At 62.3% G+C, this 21,085-nt stretch carries 19 protein-coding genes; 12 read left to right on the top strand and 7 right to left on the bottom strand.

Translation table 11 applies throughout. The features are described from left to right. The first annotated feature begins 111 nt into the window (after positions 1-111). Both LB519_RS26860 and LB519_RS26855 read left to right on the top strand, forming a co-directional pair. Positions 112-702 carry a DUF2155 domain-containing protein gene (locus LB519_RS26860; RefSeq protein ID WP_013531354.1) on the top strand — a complete coding sequence of 197 codons (591 nt, stop codon included), beginning with the start codon at positions 112-114 and terminating at the stop codon, positions 700-702. Between the two features lie 75 nt (positions 703-777). Further along, positions 778-1,164 (top strand): hypothetical protein, encoded by a 387-nt coding sequence (locus LB519_RS26855; RefSeq protein WP_024503882.1) that lies wholly within the window; start codon positions 778-780, stop codon positions 1,162-1,164. A gap of 9 nt (positions 1,165-1,173) precedes the next feature. Here LB519_RS26855 and aat read toward each other — a convergent pair whose 3' ends face one another. The 6 genes from aat to LB519_RS26825 all read right to left on the bottom strand — a co-directional run bounded on the left by aat (position 1,174) and on the right by LB519_RS26825 (position 6,486). Next, positions 1,174-1,791: a leucyl/phenylalanyl-tRNA--protein transferase gene (gene aat, locus LB519_RS26850; protein WP_024503883.1), complete on the bottom strand. Its 618-nt coding sequence runs from the start codon at positions 1,789-1,791 to the stop codon at positions 1,174-1,176. A gap of 12 nt (positions 1,792-1,803) precedes the next feature. Continuing rightward, positions 1,804-3,147: an acetyl-CoA carboxylase biotin carboxylase subunit gene (gene accC, locus LB519_RS26845; RefSeq protein WP_013531357.1), complete on the bottom strand. Its 1,344-nt coding sequence runs from the start codon at positions 3,145-3,147 to the stop codon at positions 1,804-1,806. 10 nt (positions 3,148-3,157) lie between these two features. Beyond that, on the bottom strand, positions 3,158-3,616 hold the full coding sequence (gene accB / locus LB519_RS26840) for an acetyl-CoA carboxylase biotin carboxyl carrier protein (protein ID WP_013531358.1): 459 nt from the start codon (positions 3,614-3,616) through the stop codon (positions 3,158-3,160). A gap of 26 nt (positions 3,617-3,642) precedes the next feature. Then, on the bottom strand, positions 3,643-4,077 hold the full coding sequence (aroQ, locus tag LB519_RS26835) for a type II 3-dehydroquinate dehydratase (RefSeq protein ID WP_013531359.1): 435 nt from the start codon (positions 4,075-4,077) through the stop codon (positions 3,643-3,645). A gap of 149 nt (positions 4,078-4,226) precedes the next feature. Continuing rightward, on the bottom strand, positions 4,227-5,030 hold the full coding sequence (locus LB519_RS26830) for a DsbA family protein (RefSeq protein WP_013531360.1): 804 nt from the start codon (positions 5,028-5,030) through the stop codon (positions 4,227-4,229). 61 nt (positions 5,031-5,091) lie between these two features. Next, positions 5,092-6,486: a M48 family metalloprotease gene (locus tag LB519_RS26825; protein ID WP_013531361.1), complete on the bottom strand. Its 1,395-nt coding sequence runs from the start codon at positions 6,484-6,486 to the stop codon at positions 5,092-5,094. Between the two features lie 145 nt (positions 6,487-6,631). On the opposite strand from LB519_RS26825, the gene LB519_RS26820 reads away from it, so the two are divergent. Beyond that, on the top strand, positions 6,632-7,780 hold the full coding sequence (locus tag LB519_RS26820) for a pyridoxal phosphate-dependent aminotransferase (protein WP_224621584.1): 1,149 nt from the start codon (positions 6,632-6,634) through the stop codon (positions 7,778-7,780). 4 nt (positions 7,781-7,784) lie between these two features. Beyond that, a complete protein-coding gene (locus LB519_RS26815; RefSeq protein ID WP_013531363.1) occupies positions 7,785-8,732 on the top strand; it encodes a glutaminase in 948 nt (315 codons plus the stop codon). Positions 8,733-8,904: 172 nt separating this feature from the next. On the opposite strand, the gene LB519_RS26810 is transcribed toward LB519_RS26815, so the two are convergent. Continuing rightward, a complete protein-coding gene (locus LB519_RS26810; protein WP_063168092.1) occupies positions 8,905-11,853 on the bottom strand; it encodes a ribonuclease E/G in 2,949 nt (982 codons plus the stop codon). A 654-nt stretch (positions 11,854-12,507) separates the two neighbouring features. Between LB519_RS26810 and LB519_RS26805 the strand changes: the two genes are divergently transcribed. The 8 genes from LB519_RS26805 to LB519_RS26770 all read left to right on the top strand — a co-directional run bounded on the left by LB519_RS26805 (position 12,508) and on the right by LB519_RS26770 (position 21,062). Continuing rightward, a complete protein-coding gene (locus LB519_RS26805) occupies positions 12,508-13,770 on the top strand; it encodes an N-acetylmuramoyl-L-alanine amidase (protein ID WP_063168091.1) in 1,263 nt (420 codons plus the stop codon). Between the two features lie 213 nt (positions 13,771-13,983). Continuing rightward, on the top strand, positions 13,984-16,440 hold the full coding sequence (locus LB519_RS26800; protein ID WP_224621583.1) for a penicillin-binding protein 1A: 2,457 nt from the start codon (positions 13,984-13,986) through the stop codon (positions 16,438-16,440). Positions 16,441-16,557: 117 nt separating this feature from the next. Continuing rightward, a protein-coding gene (gene prfB, locus LB519_RS26795) for a peptide chain release factor 2 (protein ID WP_013531367.1) occupies positions 16,558-17,689 on the top strand; the annotation gives its coding sequence in 2 pieces (ribosomal slippage) (positions 16,558-16,623 and positions 16,625-17,689; 1,131 coding nt in all). Between the two features lie 77 nt (positions 17,690-17,766). Continuing rightward, a complete protein-coding gene (locus tag LB519_RS26790) occupies positions 17,767-18,186 on the top strand; it encodes a GFA family protein (RefSeq protein ID WP_013531368.1) in 420 nt (139 codons plus the stop codon). A gap of 288 nt (positions 18,187-18,474) precedes the next feature. After that, complete coding sequence (locus tag LB519_RS26785; RefSeq protein ID WP_013531369.1) at positions 18,475-18,852, top strand: hypothetical protein; 378 nt, start codon at positions 18,475-18,477, stop codon at positions 18,850-18,852. Between the two features lie 168 nt (positions 18,853-19,020). Then, positions 19,021-19,389, top strand: a complete 369-nt coding sequence (locus tag LB519_RS26780; RefSeq protein WP_224621582.1) for a GFA family protein — start codon at positions 19,021-19,023, stop codon at positions 19,387-19,389. A 175-nt stretch (positions 19,390-19,564) separates the two neighbouring features. Beyond that, complete coding sequence (locus LB519_RS26775; protein ID WP_013531371.1) at positions 19,565-20,215, top strand: OmpA family protein; 651 nt, start codon at positions 19,565-19,567, stop codon at positions 20,213-20,215. 241 nt (positions 20,216-20,456) lie between these two features. Next, a complete protein-coding gene (locus tag LB519_RS26770; RefSeq protein ID WP_013531372.1) occupies positions 20,457-21,062 on the top strand; it encodes a hypothetical protein in 606 nt (201 codons plus the stop codon). The last annotated feature ends 23 nt before the right edge of the window (positions 21,063-21,085 follow it).

Genomic DNA, 21,085 nt, shown 5'->3' with positions numbered 1-21,085 from the left:
AGCCGGTCCTTTATCGCCACAATTGGTGTTTAGCTGCTTGCTGATCAGAAAACGGCGACTAGCCTTGGCGATCGACAGAATCACCCGGGCGCGAACCACCGGTATCTTTGCATGAGCTTTTCTTACTCAATATCGGCCAGTCTGGCGCTAGCCGCCGGTCTTGCCGTCAGCACCGTGGCCTTCGCCGCTTCGCCTGAGCCCGCGGCACCCGCGCCGGCGCCGCCCGCGGGAGCGGACCGGGTTACCAATGCCGTTGCCGAGTTTGCCGGTATCGACAAGATCACCGGCCGGATCATCACCTTCGATGTCTATATCGACGAGACGGTGCAGTTCGGCGCTTTGCAGGTGACGCCGCGCGTCTGCTATTCGCGGCCGCAGGCGGAGGCGCCGAAGACCGATTCCTTCGTCGAGGTCGACGAGATCACGCTCGACCGCAAGATCCGCCGCATCTTCACCGGCTGGATGTTTGCCGAAAGCCCCGGCCTCAACGCCGTCGAGCATGCCGTCTACGACGTCTGGCTGAAGGCCTGCAAGCAGAAGTCGGATGTGCCGGCGCCCGACGGAGCCAAGGCTGACGCAACCAAAGCGGAGGCTCCCAAGCCCGCCGCAGCCAAACCGGAAGCCGCGACCACTCCGGACGTCACAACGCCTGATGTGACGGAGCCGGACGCTTCGGAACCCGATACTACCGACACCAACTGATCCCCCGGAACCGTCCTGGCCACAATGCGTTGGGCCACGGACGAGCGCACATTCATGCGTAAGGAGGATCTTCCGATGTCAGACAGCAAACGGATCACGGCTAGCAAGGCCGAATTGCTGGAACTCGAAAAGGGATTCTGGACGGGCGACTCCGCCTACTACGCGGCCAACGCCGACACCGAATGCCTGGTGGCATTTCCGCAGATGGCACAGGCGATGGACAATGCGGATCTGGCCAAGACCGCGGCCAAGCCCAACCGCTGGCGCAACCTGCAGATGGATCTCAAGGGCATTATCGAGCCGGGCAGCGACATCATCATGCTGACTTACGAGGCGCGTGCGACACGGGAGAATGGCGAGGCTTATGCCGCGCTGGTCAGCACCGGCTACGTCCATCGCGCCAACGGCTGGAAGATGATGTTCCATTCGCAGACGCCATTGGAAGCCGCTACCGGGAAGTAGGCTCAATCCTCAGGGATAGAATATTGCCTCGCCCTTCAACGCATCGGCGAGCATCTTCTCATACTTGCCGCGCGGCACGTCGACCGCGCCGAACCGCTTGAGGTGCTCGGTGGTGAACTGCGTATCAAGCAGAGCAAAGCCCCGCGCCTTCAAGCGCTCGACGAGGTAGAAGAGGCAGGTCTTGGAAGCGTCCGTCTCTCTGGCGAACATGCTCTCGCCAAAAAACACCCGGCCGAGCGACACGCCATAGAGGCCGCCGACCAGCCGGTCCTCACGCCACGCTTCGACCGAATGACAATGGCCTATCCGATGCAACTCGATATAGGCTTCGCGGATCGGCGCATTGATCCAGGTCGAGCGCCGCTCCGCGCGCTTTTCGGCGCAGCCGTCGATGGTCGCCTCGAAATCGAAATCGAAACGGATGTCGAAGGGATGTTTCTTGATCGTTTTCCAGAGACTTTTCGGCGTGTGAAAGCCGTCAAGCGGGATGATGCCTCGTGTCTCCGGCCGCACCCAGAACACCTCCGGGTCGCCGGCACTTTCTGCCATTGGGAAGACGCCCGAGGCGTAGGCCTTGAGCAGCAGGTCGGTGGGGATGCGATAGCCGGGCGCGTAGGGGCGGGTCATCGCGTCTCCGCGCTACTCTTCCTTGGCCAGGTATTTTTCCAGCCAGTGGATGTCATAATCGCCATTGGCGATGTCGGCATTGCCGACGAGATCGCGAAACAGCGGCAGCGTCGTCTTGATACCGTCGACGACGAACTCGTCCAGGGCGCGGCGCAGGCGCATCATGCACTCGACGCGGTTACGCCCATGTACAATCAGCTTGCCGATCAGGCTGTCGTAATAGGGCGGGATCTTGTAGCCGGAATAGACGCCGGAATCGACGCGGATGCCCAGACCACCCGGTGTGTGGAAATGGGTGATCGTACCGGGCGAGGGGGTGAAGGTGCGTGGGTCCTCGGCGTTGATGCGGCATTCGATGGCGTGGCCGTTGAACTTGATGTCCTCCTGCTTCACCGAGAGGCCGCCGCCGGAAGCGACGCGGATCTGCTCATGCACGAGATCGATGCCGGTGATCGCTTCCGTCACCGGATGCTCGACCTGCAGGCGCGTGTTCATCTCGATGAAATAGAACTCGCCATTTTCGTAGAGGAACTCGATCGTGCCGGCGCCGGAATAGCCGAGGTCGGCGATCGCCTTGGCGCAGATGCCGCCGATACGGGCGCGCTCTTCGGCATTGAGGGCCGGCGAGGGCGCCTCTTCCCAGACTTTCTGGTGGCGGCGCTGCAAGGAACAGTCGCGCTCGCCGAAATGCACGCCGCGGCCAAAGCCGTCGCCGAACACCTGCACCTCGATATGGCGCGGCTTTTCCAGGTATTTCTCGATGTAGACCGCATCGTCGCCGAAGGCCGCACCGGCTTCCGTGCTCGCCGTTTGCAAGGCGACCTCAAGGTCGGCCTCGGTAAGCGCTACCTTCATACCGCGCCCGCCACCACCGGCCGATGCCTTGATGATCACGGGATAGCCGATCTCGGCGGCAATGCGCCTGGCTTCCTTTTGGTCGGTGACGGCACCGTCCGAACCGGGCACAACCGGAATGCCGAGGCGCTTGGCGGTTCGCTTGGCCTCGATCTTGTCGCCCATGATGCGGATATGGTCGCCGGACGGACCGATGAAGGTGATGTTGTGCGCGGCCAGTATGTCGGCGAACTTGGCGTTCTCCGACAGGAAGCCGTAGCCCGGATGCACGGCGTCGGCGCCGGTGATTTCGCAGGCCGCAACGATCTGATGGATGTTGAGATAGCTGTCGCGCGATGGCGGCGGACCGATGCAGACGCTCTCGTCCGCGAGCCGCACATGCATGGCGTCGGCATCGGCGGTCGAATGCACCACCACCGTCTGGATGCCGAGTTCCTTGCAGGCGCGCAGTACCCGGAGGGCGATTTCGCCGCGATTGGCGATGAGGATCTTCTGAAACATCAGGCCCGCTCTACTCGATCACGACGAGCGGCATGCCATATTCGACCGGCTGCGAATCCTCGAAAAGGATCGCGGTCACCGTGCCGGCGCGTGGCGAGGGGATCTGGTTCATCGTCTTCATTGCTTCGATGATCAGCAGCGTCTGGCCTTCCTTGACCTTCTGGCCGACTTCGATGAATGCCTTGGCGTCCGGCGACGGAGCCAAATAGGCCGTGCCGACCATCGGTGAGGTGACCGCATTCTTGGAAAGGTCCGCCACCACAGGCACGGCAACGGCGGCAGCCTGCGCTGCTGCCGGCGCATAGGCCGGTTGCGGCGCCGCGATTGCATGAACGGCCGGCGCCTGCCGCGAGACGCGCACCTTCAGGTCGCCCAGTTCAACCTCGATCTCGGTGAGATTGGTGTCGTTCAGTATGCCCGCCAGATCGCGGATCAGTTGCTGGTCAACACCGGTCTTCTTTATCGACATTTTCGAGCCTTCTGTTTGTTGGCCGGTCATAGGCGTGCGGCCAGCGCCTGTAGCGCCAGCGTATAGCCGAGCGGCCCAAAGCCACAGATCATGCCGACGGCGACCGGCGCGACCATGGAGACGTGGCGGAATGGTTCCCGCGCATGGATGTTGGAAAGATGAACTTCGGCCACCGGCAATGGTGCGACGGCGCGGATGGCGTCGTGGATGGCAATCGAGGTGTGGCTGTAGGCGCCCGGGTTGATGACGATGCCGACAGCCTTGTCGCCGGCTTCCTGAATCCAGTCGACAAGGTCGCCCTCATGGTTCGACTGGCGGAAATCGATCTCGAACCCCAGCGCCGTGCCTGCCTGCTTGCAGTCGTCGGCGATCGCGGCAAGCGTCTTGCCGCCATAGATGCCCGGCTCGCGCTTGCCGAGCGCGTTGAGATTGGGACCGTTCAGGACGAAAACCGTTTTCAAAAAAGCCGACCTTTCCCGGCGCCGTCATCAAGCCGGCGCGCTGGGCCCTCTATAATGGGCATAGCCGCCCGCGGAAAGAGCGCAAGTGCGTTCTTTCACTGTCCACAACAGGCGGAAATGTGCCAGTGAGAGATAGCTGGCGAGCAAGATCAGAGCGCGGCTTTCGCCGCCTCGATCTTTTCAGCCAGCACTTCCTGCCCGAGCGCCCCGAACACCACCTCGTTGCCGACGACATAGGACGGCGTTCCGGTGATCGCCAGTTTGTTGGCAAGATCGTAGGTCTTGGCGAGGGCCTCGTTGATTGTCGGGTCCTTCATCTTCTCGCGCAGCGCCGCTTCGTCGGCGCCGAGCGACAGCGCGACCTTCATGGCCGCCGCCTCGGTGGCGCGTCCCTGACCGCCGAGCAACGCATTGTGGAACTCGCCGTACTTTTCCGGGTGCATCAGGTGGAAGGCCATCGAGACCACGCTCGCCTTCTGCGAATCCGGTCCGAGGATGGGGAATTCCTTGAGCACGAAACGCAGGTCCGGATCGGTCTTGGTCAGCGCCTTCATGTCGTCGATGGCACGTTTGCAGAAGCCGCAATTATAGTCGTAGAACTCGACGATGGTGACCTTGCCGGTCGGATTGCCGACGACGCCGTCGAAGGCGGAGTTGAAAATCTGGTCCTTGGCATCCTTGATCACGCCGAGATGAGCGATGCGCTGCTCTTCCTTCTGCTTGGCCTCAAGCGCGTCCTGGACCTCCAGAAGAACTTCCGGGTTTTTCAACAAATAGTCGCGGATGATGCCTTCGACCTCGGTGCGGTCGATCTTGGTATCGGCCGCCGCCGTCTCGACCGGCTGTGCGGTCCCGGCCTTGGCGATCTGCGGGTTTCCGGCAACGAATCCGAAAGCCAGCATGGCCAGAGCGACCGCAACCCCCGTGGTGCCCAGCAGCAGTGCCTTTTTCATCGTTCCTGTTCCTTCTGCCTGTTTTCCGGTCTGGCTATGTCGTGGCGCGGGGCCGGAAGGTTCACTTGATCTTGGTTGATGGCTTGTAGTTTATGATATCCTGGGCGCGAAGCCAGCGCGGCTCGCCGCGTTTCATCTGCTGCTGCGCCCGCATGGCGAAAATCTTCGCATCCTTGTAGTTGCCGGAATAGAAATGGCTTTCAGCGGTGGCAAGTTCAGCGCCAGGTATGTCGCCCAACTCGCCATAGGCCTGCGCCAGATAGCGATATCCGGCTGAATTTTCCTTGTCGCGACCGAGGCCATTGTTGATCTGCACGACGGCTTTTTTGAGGGAGTCGGGCGTGCCGACGGCCATCAGCGCCTGGCCCACGGACACTGGCAGCAGACCGGACCGAGCCGAATCGAGGCTGACCGCCTTGGCATAGGCGTCCGCGGCTTCCTTGGGTTTGTTGGCTTTCATCAGGATGTCGCCGCGCAGTTCCTGGAAGTAGGCATTCTTCGGTTGCGCTTTGATCAGTGCATTGGTCTTGGCGAGGGCGGCGGCGATGTTGCCGAACAGGTAGGTCGACTGGGCGTCGCCGTACTGGGCGGCGAGGGTTCCTTGCATCTTTCGCATCAGCCGGGACGCGGCCGCCTGGCCTTCCATGTAAACGGCGATCTTCACCCGCATCATGTCATGGCGCTGCTGCAGCGCGGGCGGGTCCGGCCTGTCGACATTGGGGTCCTGTTTCACCAGCACTTCGAGATTGGCGATGCGATCCTGCGGCATCGGATGGCTGATCCGATACGGATCGACCTGGGCGCCCGAAAGCGAAAGTGCGGTCTGGAAGCGGCGGAATGTCTTCAGCATGCCCATGCCGGACTGGCCGGTGGCGTTGAGATAGGTGATCGCCGAGCGGTCGGCCGTCATCTCCTCGGTGCGCTGATAGGCGAGGATGCTGCGCTGTGCCATTTCGCCGCCGCCGGCAGCCACGCCCATGCCGGCGCCGGCGAGACCGCGGCTGCTGGTTGTGGCACCGGCGACAATGGCGCCGGCGCCAAGCAATGTCGCGATGACGGCCATCGTCTTGGCTCGTTCGAGCTGGTCGCGCAGCTTCTGCTGGTGGCCGCCGGCAATATGACCGGCTTCGTGCGCGATGACGCCGATGATCTCGTTGGGCGTTTCAGCCGTCATCAGCGCGCCGGTGTTGATGAACAGCCGACGCCCGGTGACGAAGGCGTTGAAACTCTGGTCGTTGACCAGGACGATGTCGATGCCGTCATTCGCCAGGCCGGCCGCCCTGAAGATCGGCCGCGCGTAATCGCGCACCAGCGCCTCGATCTCGGCGTCGCGCACCACCGGCACGTTCTGGGCGAAGGCGCTGACCGAGCTCGACATTGCAACGGCAACGCCAAGCGAAAGCGTCGCGAAGACGCGCGCTGCCTGGGCAATCGTCGATCTGGGTCGGCTCAACATGATGTGTCCACTGGTAGACGAGCGGGCGAAAGATGAAAAGTCGGCGCCGGAAACTTCCTCAACTTGTGATCCTCACATCAATCGGGCATTTGTGCGGCACATGCGCCAGTGCCTGGCGCCGTCAGTCATCGGGAATACTGGTTAAATGGTCGTTTCGCTCTCACGCCGCGGCAATGTCGAGCCCTTCCATGCGATGGACATTCTGGCAGAGGCAAACCGGCTGAAGTCCCAGGGCGTGCCGGTTGTTTCGATGGCCGTCGGCCAACCCTCCGATCCCGCACCGGTTCTGGTTCGCGCCGCAGCAGCCAAGGCGCTGCAGGATGGGCGCATCGGCTACACCGACGCGCTCGGACTGGCAGGTTTGCGCAAGGCGATAGCCGGACACTACGCCGATCACTATGGGCTTGATATCGAGCCCGGCCGGATCGCGGTGACCACCGGATCGTCGGCCGCCTTCAATCTTGCCTTCCTGGCGATGTTCGATCGGGGTGACCGCGTCGCCATCGCGGCACCCGGTTACCCTGCCTACCGCAACATCATGGCCGCACTCGGCATCGAGGTGGTCGAGATCGAGCTCGGCGACGCCGCCTACCTGCATGCCGGCCATTTGGAAGCCGCGCATCGTGAAAAGCCGCTGAAAGGCGTTCTCTTCGCCAGTCCCGCCAATCCAACCGGCGCGGTCATACCAGCCGATGAACTGGCGGCTCTGGTAAGGACGGCACAGGACCTCGGCATCGCCGTCATCTCCGACGAAATCTATCACCGGCTGGCCTATGCCGCCCCCGACACCACGGCACTTGCCTATGGCGGCGATGTGACGGTGATCAATTCCTTCTCCAAATATTACTGCATGACCGGCTGGCGAATCGGCTGGATGGTGCTGCCGCAGGAACTGGTGCGGCCGGTCGAGCGCGTCGCCCAGAGCCTCTACATCTCGCCGCCGGAGCTATCGCAGATTGCCGCGATCGAAGCGTTCAGGGCGACCGAGGAACTGGAGGCGGTAAAAGGCCGCTACGCCTGGAATCGCGAGCTCTTGATGAAACGCCTGCCGGAACTCGGCTTTCCGCTGGCGGCGCCCATGGACGGCGCCTTTTATGCGTTCTGTGACGTCACCAGGCATACCAATGACAGCATGGCCTTCGCGCGAAAGATGCTGGCCGAGGCGCATGTTGCAGCAACGCCCGGCCGCGACTTCGACACTCAGGCTGGGCACCGGACCATGCGTTTCTCCTATGCCGGCAGCCACGACGACATGGTCGAGGCAATGGTGCGCATCGAACGCTGGTTGAGGTAGCACCATGCCGGAACTTGAACAGGCCCCCAAACTTGATCGGGCATTGGCCGAAGTCGCCGCCGAAATGGCCGAGCGCACCGATCGCGGCGACGTCGCTTCCTACATTCCGCAGCTGGGCAAGGTCGATCCGAAGAAGTTCGGCATCGCGGCGGTCACCAATGACGGCCGCGTGCTGATGGCCGGCGATGCCGACCAGGCATTTTCCATCCAGAGCATCTCGAAAGTGTTCACGCTGACACTGGCGCTCGGCAATGTCGGTGACGCGCTTTGGCAGCGGGTAGGCCGCGAACCGTCAGGCAATCCATTCAACTCGATCGTGCAGCTCGAGCATGAGAACGGCATTCCGCGCAACCCGTTCATCAATGCCGGCGCCATTGTCATTTCCGACATCCTGCTTGCCGGCCACCAGCCGCGCGAGGCGATCGGCGAAATCCTGCGCTTCATCCAGTTCCTCGCCGACGACGAAACGATCATCATCGATCGTGAGGTCGCGGCGTCCGAACGGGCCACCGGCTATCGCAACTTCGCGCTTGCCAACTACATGAAATCCTTCGGCAATCTCCACCACGCGCCGGAGCTGGCGCTGGGCGTCTACTTCCACCATTGCGCCATCGCAATGAGTTGCCGGCAACTGGCGCTCGCCGGCCGCTTTCTCGCCAATGGCGGCAAGAACCCGGCGACCGGGCATTCCGTGGTGTCGGCCGAACGGGCACGCCGCATCGGCGCGATGATGCTGACCTGCGGTCACTATGATGGCTCCGGCGATTTCGCCTTCCGCGTCGGCATCCCCGGCAAGAGCGGCGTCGGCGGCGGCATATTGGGCATCGTGCCGGGCGTGGCGTCGCTTGCCGTCTGGTCGCCCGGCCTCAATGCCAACGGCAACTCCAAGCTGGGGTCGATCGCGCTGGAAAAGCTGGCCAGGATGATGAACTGGTCGATCTTCGCGCCGTGATGCATGTCGCCCAAAAGGTGCGGAGCGGTTTTGGGACAACGACATGCATAAAAATCAAGGAAGCGTTTTAGCCTTTCGCGATCCGGAATAGCGCCAGATAAGAAAATCCCGCACCGTCTTCGAGACGGCGCGGGATTTTTTGTCAACAAACTAGCTCAGGTGGCTGAAAGGCTTAGAAAAAGCCCTTCCGCTGCCACCATCCGCCGCGTTTCGGCTTGTCGTCGGTCTTGTCGTCGGTCTTGTCCTCGGCCTTGGCCGCGGGTTCTTCCGCTACAGTCGAAGACACCACCGGCTCGACCGGCGCATTCACCGCCGCCGGCTTGCGCCGCGACGGGCGGGCCTTCGGTGCCTTCTCGACAGCCGCTGCTTCGTCGGACGCCGTGGCCGGCGTCTCGACCGGTGCTTCCGCCTCGGCAGCCGGCTCTTCGGCGACGATTTCGGCTGCGGCCTTCTTCGGCTTGGCGGCACGGCGTGGCTTCTTCGGCTTCTCCATGCTCGGCGCGTCGTCATTGGCCGGAGCAAGCACCACCGGCTCTTCGGCCGCTGCGGTAACCACCGGCTCGCTGGCGATCACCTCGGTTGCCGAGACTTCGCCTTCGGACGCGTCGGCTGCTTCGCCAGCACTTGCCTCAGCCTCGCCTTCACCGTCTTCGCGGCGGTTGCGCTTGCCGCCGCGCTTGCCGCGCCGGCGCTTCTTGCCCTGGCCTTCGTCCGAAGCTTCAGCTGTGGCAGGAGTTTCGGAAACACCAACAGGGGCATTGTCGTCCGCTTCCGCGTCGCCATCTCCGGCGGCCGAGTCCGAGTCCGAAAACTCGCCGGCCGGAGCCGAGACGGAAGCACCGTCCGCAGGGGCGCCATGTTCGCGATCGCGATCCTTGCCGCCACGCCGACGCCGACGCTTGCGGCGCTTGCGGTCGCGGCCTTCGCCTTCCTCACCACCGGCAGCGGGCCGCGGCTGCTGTTGCTGCGGCTGCTGGCGTGGCTGTTCTGCCTGGATCGGCGCCTCGTCGTCTTCCTCGATGACGGCAATCTCATCCTCGGGCTCGTCCGGCTCGACATAGGCCGGGAAGCTGCGCGCCTCGACAAAGCCTTCCGGCTTTTCAGCCAACGCGCCGCGGAAGATCGCATAGTGCTGCGAACCCACCGAATCGTCGGCCTCGACGGTGATCGTCAGCCCGAAGCGGCTTTCGAGTTCCACCAGCGTGCCGCGCTTGTGGTTGAGCACGTAGAGTGCTGTCGCCGCCGGCGTCCGCACCGTGATGTGGCTGCGCGAATCCTTGAGCAGGAATTCCTCGATCGCCCGCACCACCATCAGCGCGACCGACGAATCGGAGCGCACATGGCCGGTGCCGCCGCAATGCGGGCAAGGCTTCATGGTCGATTCCAGCACGCTGGCGCGGATGCGCTGGCGTGACATCTCCATCAGGCCGAAATGCGAGATACGGCCGACCTGGATGCGTGCACGATCGTTCTTGAGGTGATCCTTCAGCCGCTTCTCGACGGAGCGGTTGTTGCGGTTCTCCTCCATGTCGATGAAATCGATGACGATCAGGCCGGCAAGATCGCGCAGCCTGAGCTGACGCGCGACTTCCTCGGCCGCTTCCAGATTGGTGTGGAGCGCGGTGTCCTCGATCGAGTGCTCCTTGGTGGAACGGCCCGAATTCACGTCGATGGCAACCAGCGCTTCGGTCTGGTTGATGATGATGTAGCCGCCGCTCTTCAGCGTCACTTGCGGCTGCAGCATGCGGTCGAGCTGTGCCTCGATGCCGTTGCGCACGAAGATCGGCGTCGTGTCGCGGAACGGCTGAACCACCTTGGCGTGGCTCGGCATCAGCATGCGCATGAAGTCCTTGGCCTCGCGGTAGCCTTCCTCGCCGGAGACAAGAATCTCGTCGATATCCTTGTTGTAGAGGTCGCGCACCGAGCGCTTGATCAGGCTGCCTTCCTCGTAGACCAGGGCAGGGGCCGTGGACTGCAAGGTGAGATTGCGGACATTTTCCCAAAGCCGCATCAGATATTCGTAGTCGCGCTTGATCTCTGCCTTGGTGCGGCTCTCGCCGGCGGTGCGCAGGATGACGCCCATGCCCTGCGGCACTTCGAGATCGGCGACGACCTCCTTGAGCCGCTTGCGGTCGACCGCGCTGGTGATCTTGCGCGAAATGCCGCCGCCACGCGCCGTGTTCGGCATCAGCACCGAATAGCGGCCGGCCAGCGACAGATAGGTGGTCAGCGCCGCGCCCTTGTTGCCGCGCTCTTCCTTGACGACCTGCACCAGGAGGATCTGCCGGCGCTTGATCACTTCCTGGATCTTGTACTGGCGGCGCACCGGCTTGCGGCGGTTGCGCACTTCTTCCAGCGCATCCTCGGCGCCGACCGATTCGACCTCGTGATCGTCCGGATGCGAGGACTGCACTTCTTCCAGCATGCCGCGATCATTGTCGCCGGAGGTCGCTTCGCTGCCTTGTTCGGCCAGCGGGACGGCTTCGGAAATCACATCGGCCTCGACCGAGGCGGCGATCGACGTCGGGCCGCCTTCGCGGATTTCGCCTTCGTCCTGTTCGGCCGAATCCTCGCCATGCTCGGACGCATCTGCATGTTCGGACGAATCAGCCGCATGTTCGATGATCTCGGACGTGTGCGAGATGTCCTCGACACCAGCGTCGGCACCTTCTTCTGCCTCGTCGGCAGCGTCGCTCGCCTCGCCGGAATCGGCTGCATCGCGCTTGTGCTCGCCCCGGTCGCGGGGCTTGCCGCCGCGCCTGCGGCCGCGCCGTCCGCGATCGCGGCTCTGGCGATCATCGCCGTCGCCGTCCTCGTTCTCCTCGTCCTCAGCCTCCTGCGCTTCCGCGCGCAGCAGTGCCTGACGATCGGCGACCGGAATCTGGTAGTAATCGGGGTGGATTTCACTGAAGGCGAGAAAACCGTGACGGTTGCCGCCATATTCGACAAAGGCTGCCTGAAGGGAGGGCTCTACGCGCGTTACGCGGGCTAGGTAGATGTTTCCTTTGAGCTGCTTCTTGTCCTGGGATTCAAAGTCGAATTCTTCAATACGGTTACCGCGTATGACGACAACGCGTGTTTCCTCCGGGTGGGAGGCGTCTATCAGCATTTTGTTGGGCATTATTTCGTTTCCCCCCGGCAGCCGTCAGCCGCAGCTTGCGAGGCAAAGCCTGCTGCTGCGTGTCTGGAATGTGGGTGCCGGATATTTGAACGTCCGTCGGCCGCCGCTTGAGCGCCATGGCGGTGCCGCCCGCAGCCATAATGGCGCGGTTTGATGCGGACCTTTCCATGATTGCGCTTGAAGCCATCGTCACCAACAGAACTTTTTGAACCAAAGCCCGGACGAACCGGACCAGCTTGTTTGCTCATACAGAGCCGGCACGGGAACAAACCCGGCCGTTTTCCTCACGCAGGCGATTCCCCCGCCACGGGAGCACGCCTGCGAAATTCGTCACGATCACCTGAACCCTTTTCGCCTGAAGCGAAAGGAGCCGCCTTTACGTCTGACCCTGTAGCAAGAAGCTGCGGAGGAGGGCGGTTCCAGGATTGCAGTGATCCACCATCGCTTTTATGATTTGGCGGGGTGGAAGGCAACCCCGATTTCCGATGCCGGCAAAAAGCCGTTCCGTAGCGTAAAGCCAGGCTTGCGGCCCTGCATGAAAAGGCTTGGTTAACCTTCTCTGGATACCAATCGTTAATCGAGTTCGCGGCCTAACCGGCATTTCGACGAAACGACCGGGCGCCGGGCGCCAAACCGGGAGCGACTGCAAGAGAGATGGGATTGGCGGACTTCACAGACAAGGGATGTCGTGTCGGCGGCCGGATCCTGGCCGCTTTCTGCCTCTTGCTGCTGCTGGCGGCCTCATCCGTCTTGTCCTCAAATGCCAGTGCCGCCGACGCTCCGCTCGTGGCAAAAGGCTACAAGATGGCCGGCGATGCCACCAAGATGCGCATCGTCATGGATTTCGACCGCGAACCCGATATCAAATGGTTCCTGCTGCGTGGTCCCAACCGTCTTGTCATCGATCTCGCGAATACGAGATTCGCCGTGGATGCCAAGGATTTGAAGGCGCGGGGCCTGGTCAAGGGCGTGCGCCTGGGCGAACTCGGCGAGGGCGTTTCGCGTCTGATCCTCACCGGCAAGGGACCCTTTGCCGTCGACAAGCTCGACGTGCTCAAGAACGAGGACGGAACCGGCTACCGCATTGCCATCGACATGTCGGCGGCATCCGAACGCGAGTTCGATGCCGCACTTGCCAATCAGGCGCTGACCACCGGATCGACCGTTTCGACCGACAAGGGAGGGCGGGTCGGCACCGGGCCGGTCTCCAATCCGGGCCATCGGTTCACCGTCGTCATCGACCCCGGCCATGGCGGCATCGACGGCGGTGCCGAGGGCCTGAACGGCACCATCGAAAAAAACGTCACGCTGGCCTTCGCCACGGAGCTGCGCGACAAACTCGCGGCCGTCGGCAATTACGATGTGTTCATGACGCGCGACACAGACGAATTCCTGCGTCTGGACGACCGCGTGCGCATTGCCCGTCAGCATGAGGCCGACCTGCTTATTTCGATCCATGCCGACACGATCAGCGTCAAGGGCATTCGCGGCGCCACCGTCTATACCGTCTCCGACAAGGCTTCGGACCCCGAGGCGCAGGCGCTTGCCGACCGTGAGAACCTCTCCGACCAGTTCGCCGGCATGGAAATCAAGAACGACAACAAGGAAGTCACCGACATCCTGATCGACCTGATCCGCCGCGAAACACACAACTTCTCGATGAGTTTCGCCCACACGCTGGTTGGCCAGTTGTCGACCAGCGTCGGTCTTATCAACAATCCGCAGCGCTCCGCGGGTTTCAAGGTGCTCAAGGCACCCGATGTGCCGTCGGTGCTGGTCGAACTCGGTTATCTCTCGAACGCCAAGGACGAGGCGCAGTTGCTCAACGCCGACTGGCGCGGCAAGGCGGCCCAGAGCATAACCAACGCCGTCGCGCTGTTCGCGTCGGCCAAGGCCGGATCGGGAACCGGAGGTTGACATGACCGGCGACGCCTGCAACCAGAGGCGGCGTTGCGCGACGACAACACCCAGTGCTTTTATTTCCGGCCAGCAGCCGTGAAATCAGGCATTGCCGTATTTTGTCCACATGGCGGCGACAAGGGTTTTCGATTACGGATTGGGACCGGCTCGAAAGCTTGCGTGAAAGGCGGCTTCGTTTAGGAAATTCCCGAACCAAGGACTGGAGCGGGTATGATTCGTCTCATTGGCTATTTTTTCGGCATCGGCACGACGCTGGCCCTTCTGGTCGCGGCGGGCGTTGCGATCTACATCGGCCATTTGTCGAAGGATCTGCCCGACTACGAGGTGCTGGCCAAATACGAGCCGCCGGTGACCACCCGCATCCATGCGTCCGACGGCGCGCTGATGGCCGAATATGCGCGCGAACGGCGCCTGTATCTGCCGATCCAGGCCATTCCGGACCGCGTCAAGGCGGCCTTCCTGTCGGCGGAAGACAAGAATTTTTACAATCACCCGGGCATCGATGTGACCGGCCTCGGCCGCGCCATCATCGTCAACCTGCAGAATTTCGGCTCGGGCCGGCGCCAGGTCGGCGCCTCGACGATCACCCAGCAGGTGGCGAAGAACTTCCTGTTGTCCTCGGACCAGACCTACGAGCGCAAGATCAAGGAGATGATCCTCGCCTTCCGCATCGAGCAGGCCTATCCCAAGGATCGCATTCTCGAGCTCTACCTCAACGAAATCTTCTTCGGCTTCGGCGCCTATGGCGTCGCCGGTGCGGCGCTGACCTATTTCGACAAGTCGGTCAACGAACTGTCCGTGGCCGAGGCCGCCTACCTGGCCTCCCTGCCCAAGGGGCCGAACAACTATCACCCTTTCAAGCATGCCGATCGCGCGATCGAGCGCCGCAACTGGGTCATCGACCAGATGGTCGAGAACGGCTATGTCACGCGTGAGGAAGGCAACAAGGCCAAGGCCGAGCCGCTGGGCGTGACGCCGCGGCGCAGCGGCACCTATCTGTTCGCCGGCGAGTACTTCACCGAAGAGGTGCGCCGCCAGATCATCGCCCGCTACGGCGAGAATGCGCTCTACGAAGGCGGCCTCTCCGTCCGCACCACGCTCGATCCGAAGATCCAGCTCATTGCCCGCAAATCGATGCAGAACGGGTTGATGAAATACGACACGCTGCGCGGCTATCGCGGGCCGGTGACATCGATCGATGTCTCGGGCGACTGGGGCGTGCCGCTTGGCGCCGTCAAGGGACTGGAGGATGTTCCCGAATGGTCGCTCGCCGTCGTGCTCGACAGTTCGGCGACCGGCCTGTCGATCGGCCTGCAGCCCGCACGGCAGGCGTCGGGCGAGATCGTCAAGGAGCGCGTCGAAGGCAGCATCAGCAAGGAGGACATGGGTTTTGCCATGCGCCATGTGGTCGCCGGCAAGACCGTCAAGGCCAAGTCGCCGGCGGAGGTGCTGAAGCCGGGCGACGTCATCTTCGTGCAGAAAAACGATGGTGCCGAGGGCACCTACAGCCTGCGCCAGGTGCCCGAAGTGGAGGGCGGCCTGATCGCTATGGACCCGCACACCGGCCGCGTGCTGGCCATGGTCGGCGGCTTCTCCTATGCGCAGTCCGAATTCAACCGCGCCACGCAAGCCATGCGCCAGCCGGGCTCCTCGTTCAAGCCGATCGTCTATTCGGCAGCGCTCGACAATGGCTATACGCCGGCCTCGGTCATCATGGACGGGCCGATCACGATCCAGAGCGGCAACACGAGCTGGACGCCGAAGAACTATGACGGCACCGTCGCCGGTCCGGCGACCCTGCGCTCCGGCATCGAGAAGTCGCGCAACCTGATGACGGTGCGGCTTGCCAATGACATGGGGATGAAGCTGGTGGTCGAATATGCCGAGCGCTTCGGTGTCTACGACCATCTGGCACCCTATCTGCCAATGGCGCTGGGTTCCGGCGAAACCACCGTGATGCGCATGGTGTCGGCCTATTCGATCATGGCCAATGGCGGCAAGTCGATCAAACCGTCGCTCATCGACCGCATCCAGGACCGCTACGGCAAGACGGTGTTCAAGCAGGACGAACGTGGCTGCCAGGGTTGCAATGCGCAGGAATGGCAGAACCAGCCGGAGCCGGAGCTGGTCGACAATTCCGAGCAGGTGCTCGACCCGATGACCGCCTACCAGATCACCTCGATGATGGAAGGCGTCGTGCAGCGCGGCACCGGCGCCACCATCGGCGAACTCGGCCGTCACATCGCCGGCAAGACCGGAACGACCAACGATGAAAAGGACGCCTGGTTCATCGGTTACACGCCCAACCTCGTCGTCGGCCTCTACATGGGCTATGACACGCCGCGCGGCCTCGGCCATGGCGCCACCGGTGGCGGTCTCGCAGCCCCGATCTTCAAGGACTTCATGCGAGTGGCGCTGGACGGCACGCCCAATGTCGACTTCAAGGTGCCGGAAGGCATGAACCTGGTCGCCATCAATCGCAAGACCGGCATGCGTGCCGCATCGGGCGATCCCGGCACCATCATCGAAGCCTTCAAGCCGGGCACCGGTCCCGCCGACAGCTATTGGGTGATCGGCATGGGCGCCGACGGCTCAAATGCCACCGGTGGCGCGCTGTCGCCGCAAGCCAATCAGGCTATCCAGTCCGGCGGCGGCGGCCTCTACTGACGATTTTCAGGGGCGGATGGGCTGGCCTTGGGCCGGCCCATTTTGCTTTACAGCCGGCGGCGGCGTGCCTATGTATCGCGCCGACCGATTTCAGCAAACAGGACAGAACAGCCAGCCATGCGCGCGGAAACGCAGAATATTGTCGACGAGATCAGGCAGGCGATAACCCTGCTGAGGAGGCATCTTTGACTGGGATCAAGCCATAAAGCGGCTTGAATACCTCAATGTGCGCGCCGAGGACGCCAGCCTCTGGAACGAGCCGCTGGAAGCGCAGAAGCTGATGCGCGAACGCCAGAGCCTCGAAGAAGGCATCGCCTCGGTGAAAGGTCTGACGCAGGCGCTGGAAGACAATATCGGCCTGATCGAACTCGGCGAGGAAGAGCGCGATGAGGGCGTGATCGCCGAGGCGGAAGCCGCGATCCGCTCGATGCAAGGCGAAGCGAAGGCCCGCCAGGTCGAGACGCTGCTGTCGGGTGAAGCAGACTCCAACGACACCTATCTCGAAATCCATGCCGGTGCCGGCGGCACCGAAAGCCAGGACTGGGCCTCGATGCTGCTGCGCATGTACACGCGCTGGGCCGAGCGGCGCCGTTTCAAAGTCGAAGTGCTGGAAATGCATGACGGCGAAGAGGCCGGCATCAAGTCCGCCACGTTGATGATCAAAGGCCACAACGCCTATGGCTGGATGAAGACGGAATCGGGCGTTCATCGCCTGGTGCGTATTTCGCCCTATGACAGCAATGCGCGCCGGCATACGTCCTTCGCCAGCGTCTGGGTCTATCCGGTCATCGACGACACGATCGAGATCGACGTCTCCGAATCCGACGTCCGCATCGATACTTATCGCTCGTCCGGCTCGGGCGGCCAGCACGTCAACACCACCGATTCGGCGGTGCGCATCACGCATCTGGCCACTGGCATCGCGGTCGCCTGCCAGGCCGAACGTTCGCAGCACAAGAACAAGGCCAAGGCCTGGGAGATGCTGCGCTCGCGCCTTTACGAGGAAGAGCTGAAGAAGCGCGAGGCGGTTGCAAACGCCACCGAAGCATCGAAGAGCGATATCGGCTGGGGCCACCAGATCCGCTCCTATGTGCTGCAGCCCTATCAGTTGGTGAAGGATCTCCGCACCGGCGTCGAGAGCACCAGCCCGTCGAGCGTGCTCGATGGCGACCTCGACGATTTCATGGAAGCCTCGTTGTCGCAGCGCATCGAAGGCGGTGCCGGCGAAGCCGTGGCGGACCTGGACTAGGATATGCCCATATTCAGGTGAGGCCGGCCTGGCCTCATCTGAACATACCCCTGCGCACCACAGCAATGGAGGAGAGAGTGCCGAGCAAGCTCACCGGAAAATGCTTTTGCGGCGCGGTTCACTACGAGGTGGCCGACGAATTCCTCTATGCCGCGAATTGCCATTGTTCGGACTGCCGGCGCACCACCGGTTCGGCATTCAAGCCTTTCGCCGGTATCGAGCGTGAAAAGTTTGTCCTCACCGAAGGCGAGGACAAACTCCTGATCTTCGGCGACCAAAGCGGCCACAACGCGCATTGCTGCCAGTGCGGCTCCTTGCTTTATTCGCTCGTGCGCGACGGCGCCTATGTCCATGTCGCCATGGGAACGCTCGTCGACGACCCATCCATTCGTCCAACCGAGCACATCTTCGTCGGTTCGAAGGCGGGCTGGTTCACCATCACCGATGACCTGCCGCAGTATCAAGAGCACGTGATTGCCGGCTCCGACCAGCAATAGGCTGGAACCACAGCGGGCCAATCCCGTTTATTCGACGCCCGTTTGCCGGGAATTGACCTTGGCCTCATCTCGTCGGCGGTAGCGGATGCCTGACGTCTGTAGAACGATGTCGGGAATGCATGTTCTTGCGCCGACCAAGGAATCAGCCCAGCATCCAAGGGCTGGGAGAGAAAAAGCATTTATGGCCGGACGCGGCATATCTGCGACCCGACGATCCGGCCACTGGGAAGATACGTTCCGGGAACGGGCAAGCGAAACGCTTGATGCTCGTTTGAAAGGAACGTTTCCATGTCTGCTGCCACACTCAGATCGGCCAATGCCGTTCAACCGGCTGGCCGACTTTTGTTTTCCCTGTTCGCGATCGGCGCGATGGCAATGCTGACGGCACCTGCCTTCGCGCATGACGCCACGCCCACGGCGGCAAAGCCACAAGGCTGGAGTTATCCGTTCGCATGCTGCGCCAACTATGATTGTCGCACGACCCATACAGGCGAAGTGCTGGAGAAACCCGAGGGCTATGTCATCGCCGGAACGGGTGAGGTCGTTCCAATGACCGACAAGCGTGTCAAGGACAGCCCGGACGGCGAGTTCCATTGGTGCGCGCACCAGGGGGGCCTCGACGCCGGCAGGACAATCTGCCTGTTCGTGCCGCCGCGCTCGTATTGACGATAGGAGCGCATTCCTACGTCCGCCTGATCGCGTGTGACGGGACGGGCTTGCTGAGACGCGCCTGTCGCGGTAGCGCCGGTGATGCTTGCTGACAGACAGTTGTCAGGAGCACCTCTTTATGCTGCCTTTGCCGCACAGGGTGGCGGCGACAGGAGGAGTTCGTTGATGACCATCAAGGCAAGCTGTCATTGCAAGGCGACGACGTTCGAGGTTTCGCAAGCACCGCAGACGGTGACGCAATGCACCTGTTCTTTCTGCTCGAAACGCGGCTCGCTCTGGGCCTATTACGTGCCTTCGCAATTCAAGCTCACCAGCCCGATGGAGAACGTCTCTTTCTATCGTTGGGGGTCGAAGACCGTAAAGCACGGTTTTTGCGCCACCTGCGGCTGCGGCACCTTTACCGAAACGCCGGACTGGTCGACAGGCGAGCCGGATTTCGACAATCCCAAGATCAGCGTCAACTCGCGGCTGTTCGATAATTTCGATCTCGACAAGGTCGAAGTGGTTGTCATAGACGGCAAGAACCTCTGGTAGCTTATCCAAACCATTCCGGCACGGCGATGCGGCGCCACCACCGGGTATTGGTCCCTCGGGAAAAGCCGTGAACGGCGCTTTTGCCGTTCCGCTTTTCGCCGCAATTCATGGTACAAGTCGCGGGAAGGGCTGATTTGGCGCCACCGCAAGGCGTGACTTGGAGAGGGACCATCCTATGAAAAAGACTGTGCTCGTCGTCGTGGCGACGGCTGTGCTCGTGAGCGCCTGCACCACCACCGATCCGTATACAGGCGACCAGAAGATTTCCAACACGGCAGCCGGTGCCGGCCTTGGCGCCCTGGCGGGTGCCAGCCTTGGCCTGCTTGCCGGTGGCAACGACCGCCGCAACGCACTGATCGGCGCCGGCATCGGCGCGCTGGCCGGCGGCGCCATCGGCGCCACGATGGACCAGAACGAGGCCGAACTGCGCCGGCAGCTCGAGGGCACCGGTGTCAGCGTCACCCGCAGCGGCGACCAGATCATCCTCAACATGCCGTCCGATATCACTTTCAACTCGGATCAGGATGCGGTGAAGCCCGGCTTCTATCAGGTCCTGAACTCCGTCGCGCTGGTGCTGAAGAAGTTCAAGCAGACCACGGTCGACGTGTTCGGCCACACCGATTCGACCGGTGGCGACCAGCACAATTTCGATTTGTCGCAGCGTCGTGCTTTGGCGGTGGCGAACTATCTGTCCGGTCAGGGCGTGGATCAGCGGCGCTTCGCCGTCACAGGCTTCGGCAAGACACGTCCGGTCGCATCCAATGCCACAGCCGAAGGTCGGGCCCAGAACCGCCGCGTCGAGATCCAGCTGTCGCCGCTCACCTGATCCGTCCGGCAAGCGGATGCGAAACGGCCCTCATGCGGGGCCGTTTTTGTTTGAGCTGACATCGGCGCTCTGGATGGGTACGGTATAGATTTAGTTATTGCTAAAATATAGCTTTCCGGCGGCCATGGAAAGGAATAGCATCATGGCAGTCCAGCGGGGATGAGGCGGTGTAACCGGCCGCGCAATCAGCATTTTTCCGCCTCGGTCTTGCACGGCCAGATCAGAAATCTGGGAGGAATGCATGACAAGAACAGCCAGCCTTGGGCGCTGTGGCGTCCTCGTTTTAACAGGTTTGGTGGGCGCGTGGCTGAACGTTGCTTCGGCTCGGGCCGAGGACGCCAACAAGGCCGACATCGAAGCCTTGAAAAAGTCGCTCGCCAAATATGAGGATTACACCGCTGCCGTCCGCGACCTCTATCTGTCGACGGTCGGCTGCGTCTACTACAGCGGAGAAAAGATAGCGGGCGCGATGGATTACCCGAAGGGCGCCATGGGTATTCACTTCGTCAATGTCCCGAGTGTCGGCCAGAAGCTCGACCCGATGCACCCCAACGTGCTGATCTATGAACCGACCAAGAAGGGTTTGCGGCTGGTGGGCGCGGAATGGCTGGTGCCTCTGACGCCGGACATAAAGGAGCCTCCGAAGCTGTTTGGCCAAACCTTCATGGGGCCGATGGAGGGGCACTACCCTCTCATCCCGAAGGAGTTCGTCCACTATGACCTTCATGCCTGGCTCGGAGACAATCCGAACGGCATGTTCAGTCCGACGAACCCGAACGTGAAATGCTCGAAGGCCGAGTTTCCGATGCTGGAAAAACCGACCAAGATGATGCCTGGGCCGATGTAACGGGCGAACCAGGCTGGAGCTCT

This window comes from Mesorhizobium sp. AD1-1, assembly GCF_020164655.1.
Classification (GTDB): Bacteria; Pseudomonadota; Alphaproteobacteria; order Rhizobiales; family Rhizobiaceae; genus Mesorhizobium; species Mesorhizobium ciceri.
The sequence above is the reverse complement of the archived record's forward strand: the minus strand, read 5'-3'. Positions and strand labels throughout refer to the sequence as shown.